Source organism: Microcoleus sp. PH2017_05_CCC_O_A, assembly GCF_020738785.1.
Taxonomy (GTDB): Bacteria; Cyanobacteriota; Cyanobacteriia; order Cyanobacteriales; family Microcoleaceae; genus Microcoleus.
The window spans coordinates 1-3,865 of the sequence record NZ_JAEQCB010000265.1; the positions used below are offsets into that span (position 1 = coordinate 1).

Consider the following 3,865-nt stretch of genomic DNA (forward strand, 5'->3'; position numbering starts at 1 on the left):
GTTGTCATTGCCGCCAAGTCCGTAGATAGTGTCGTTGCCACCCAGTCCGTTAATCGACTCGGGGATGCTGCTGCCCATGATGAAATCGGCATTGTTACCGCCATTGAGAGTGTTTTGGACGGGGTTGGGGGTGATGGTAGCAGAGTTTAATTCCGGGGCGCTGACGCCATCGAGCAAACAATTATCTGTGCCCGGTATCGGAGTCGGAGTTGGTGCCGGTGTCGGCGTGGGGGCGGGTGTGGGTGTCGGAGTTGGAGTTGGTGCCGGTGTCGGCGTGGGCGCAGGTGTGGGTGTCGGAGTCGGAGTTGGTGCGGGTGTCGGAGTTGGGGCGGGTGTGGGTGTCGGAGTCGGAGTTGGTGCGGGTGTCGGAGTTGGGGCGGGTGTAGGTGTCGGAGTTGGTGTAGGAGTCGGCGTGGCTGTCGTTGTGAATTCAAAAGCGCCGATATCGACGATCGCACTGCCGTTACCATCACCATCTTGGGGGCGAGTCACACCGCGCTGATCCTTAGCTGGCGCGCCTGCACCTGTACCTGTGTCAATGGCGGGGCTTCCGGCTAGCAGCGGCAGCACGAAAGCGCCGTTAATATTTTGCAAAGGGCCGAGTTTCGGATCTGCGATCGTCACCTTTGCCGTAGCGTTATTGTCGTTAGGATCGCCTGTCGTAAGTTTAGCGGGAAACTGAAGATTATTCCCGCCATCAATTAGTTCTCTGCCAGTTTGGAATTTAACTTTAAAAGGATTGCCAGCCGTGTTGCTATCAAAAATCGAATTCTTGACAGTAATTGGCTGATTTCCAAAAGTTGCAATACCTCCCGAAAACTCTCCAGCGGTGTTCTTGGCAAAAGTCGAATTGACGATGTTAGTCGAAAAGGCATCTTTGTTACCGACAACTATTCCGCCGCCTTGTTTAGCAGCCGTGTTGCCGGAAAATGTACTATTGACAATGTTGATATTACCCTCTTCTCCCAGCCACAAGCCACCACCGTTATCATCGGCTGTGTTGTTTGCAAAGGTGGTATTTGTCACTGTCAAATCTACATTTCCGTGGCGAACTCCACCACCAGAACCTCCCTGACCCGCTGCATTTTTGATAGCCTTGTTGTTAATAAAAGTGCTATTTTCCAAAACTACTTTGTCTTGGTTATAACCAAACAAAAAGGCTCCACCTCCTTCTCCTGTCCCGATATTGCCGTCAAAAGTGCTGCCTCGGATGATAATGTTGCCAGGAGTAGGGCCTGGTGTTGCATTGGGGCCAGAAGCATTAGCGCCATCGACGTAAACTGCCCCGCCAACGCCTTTATCTGTGCGGTTGCCAGTGAATTTCGAGTTTTCGATCGTCATGCTGCCCAACAGGTTATTCACAGCCCCGCCATAGCTGCCTTTGTTGTTGGTAAATTCGCTATCTCTGATATTCAGAACACCGCCGCTTTTAGTGGCGATCGCCCCGCCGCCGCGTTCGGTATTGCTAGCCAAAGAACCGTCATTGCCGCTAAACTTGCTGTTAATTACTGTTGTGGTGCTGCGGAAACCCGTGTAAACGCCACCGCCGAAACCGGCAACATTATTGTTGACTTGGCAATTTTCTAAAGTTAAAGTGCTGTTACCGCCAGTTTGAATGCCGCCGCCGCTGCTAGTCGCCTCATTATTCGGATCGGTTCCCGAAACTTTGCCGTCGGCAACAATCAGGTTTTTTAGAGTAACATTGGTGGAACCTTCGGTGAGGATTACCCGCGAAGTGTTGTTGCCACTGATGGTTAAATTGCTAGCAGCACTTGCATCAATTGTCAAGTTTTTGTTGATGACAAGTTGACCGGAAGTGAGGGTAATTTTTTGATTGGCCAGAGAGGAGGCAAATTGAATAATATCGCCGGCTGCTGCGGAGGCGATCGCGCTTCTCAATGAACCGGCACCGCTATCATTAGCGTTGGTAACGGTAACAGTGGCTAAAGTCCCTTGGTAATCCGCCATTGCTTCTGGAGTCAAGGCTAGCGGTGCTTCAATATCACCCTTGGTAAACTCCAAATTCCAGTTACCACCGCGGCCAGTGCGATCGCTAGATGCCGCAATATCAGCCCCGGTTAACTCCGAAAGGCGATCGACAAAATTAGCCCCATCACCCGCCGCCACATCGCAACCGTAAAGCATGATATCAGCGCGATCGCTCAATGCCGTGCGCCACCCTTCCAACTGGCTTGCATACTGCGGCAAATTATCCGAATTCAGCGTCGCCGAACCTAGCTGCAAACTGCCAGAATTCCCGTGAGAAAAAATGTGAACTTGGTCTACAGTTCCCCCCGCAGCAGCAATGGTTTGCAGTTTCGCAGTAATTTGCTCGACTCCGTTGCTATTTTTATCTAAAATGATTGTCTCAGAATTTGCGATCGCGCCGCCCGCCAAAGTTTGATAGTCATCTAAGTCCGAGTCAATGAAGACAAGAGATTTAGGACGAGAATTGCCGAGAACAGACTGTGAATCAATACTGGTAAAAGTTGAGTTCATTTTTCATACCCATGATGATGTTTGCTATTTGCTGGTAAATGACCTTGAAGTCCTTCAACAGTTGACAGTTGACAGTTGACAGTTGACAGTTGTAGGGGCAGTGCCCCCGTGAGAGCCCTCTTAGTTGACAGTTGACAGTTGACAGTTTGAGAGCGACCTCTACCTATAATGAAGAGGATTGGATTAATGAATAGTCTGACTTTAATTGCTTCCTCAAATGTAGAGACTTTCAGCCAATTTTTTCTGGTAAAATATACATTCTGAAAACCCCCGGATTGCTAAAAAACTTCGTGAAAGCATGGGGGAACTAGAATCAAGAGAATTTCTGGTTTTTCTCCATGATTTAAATCAGAAAAATACATTCAGACAGAATTATTGCTATGTGGCGATTGCTTTGATTTCAATGGGTGCATCTGGGTTTCGCAAATATCTGTGTAGGGGCGAAGCATGACCTCCGTGAATATGAGATTATAACTAATAACTTATATGCGGTCATGCTTCGCCCTCTTCAAAAACTAGATTCACCCGATTTCAATTAACCGCAGAGGATGTAATGTCAATCCAGAGAAGAGCTGCTGCGGTTCCAAATTACTGATTGACCTAAAACCCTAAAATCTGCTCTCAAGGTCTGTCAATTTGAGGTATTTGCCGATCGCGAAAAGTTCCCAAAAAATCCGAAATTCCAGTAACTAACAGTAGGGTACCCAGCGGGAGGAAATCCTCAGTCTTTAGTCAAAACATTCAGCCCGCCGGGCACCCTACCCGATGTTTTGCCGATAGTAAGGTGCGCGTCGCGCACCCTACCAGAGGCAGTTAGATTGTTACCTGAGTGAAATCGCCAGCGCTGAGAGTACCGGGTACACCGTTAAGCTTCGCTAACAATTGATTGGTACCCGTCACGCTAATCAAAGTTTGATTGCTGCTAGACGCAATGCTGAGTTGATTGAAACTCAAACCGGGAGCCAACCCAATTAAATCCTCGCCCTTGCGGAAATCAGTAATGATGTCACTACCCAAACTTTGATTTAGGAAAAACACATCACTTCCCGAACCGCCAGTCAAAGTATCATCTCCTATATCCCCGGAAAGGAAATCGGAACCAGCACCGCCAGCAAGGAGATCGTTACCCTTACCGCCGAAAAGCGTATCGTTACCGGCGTCACCGCAGAGGACATCGTTTTCATTGTTGCCGAGCAGGAAGTCGTTGCCAATACCGCCATCGAGACTGTCGTTGTCTTTGCCGGCGTAAATCGTGTCATTTCCTGCTCCACCAAACAGCAAGTCTGTACCTTCATTACCAAACACAAGATCGTTGCCGTTGCCAGCATTAATTGTGTCATTTCCTAAGTTGCCTAACAGGTTGTCG

General features: G+C 48.8%; 2 protein-coding genes. Both read right to left on the reverse strand.

What is annotated here, in order from left to right; all coding sequences use genetic code 11:
* Positions 1–2,499, reverse strand: a 2,499-nt coding sequence (locus JGK20_RS33340; RefSeq protein ID WP_293233683.1) for a DUF4347 domain-containing protein, incomplete at its 3' end; no start/stop codon positions are given.
* Between the two features lie 813 nt (positions 2,500–3,312).
* The coding region (locus JGK20_RS33345) for a calcium-binding protein (RefSeq protein ID WP_293209071.1) at positions 3,313–3,865 on the reverse strand (553 nt) is incomplete at its 5' end.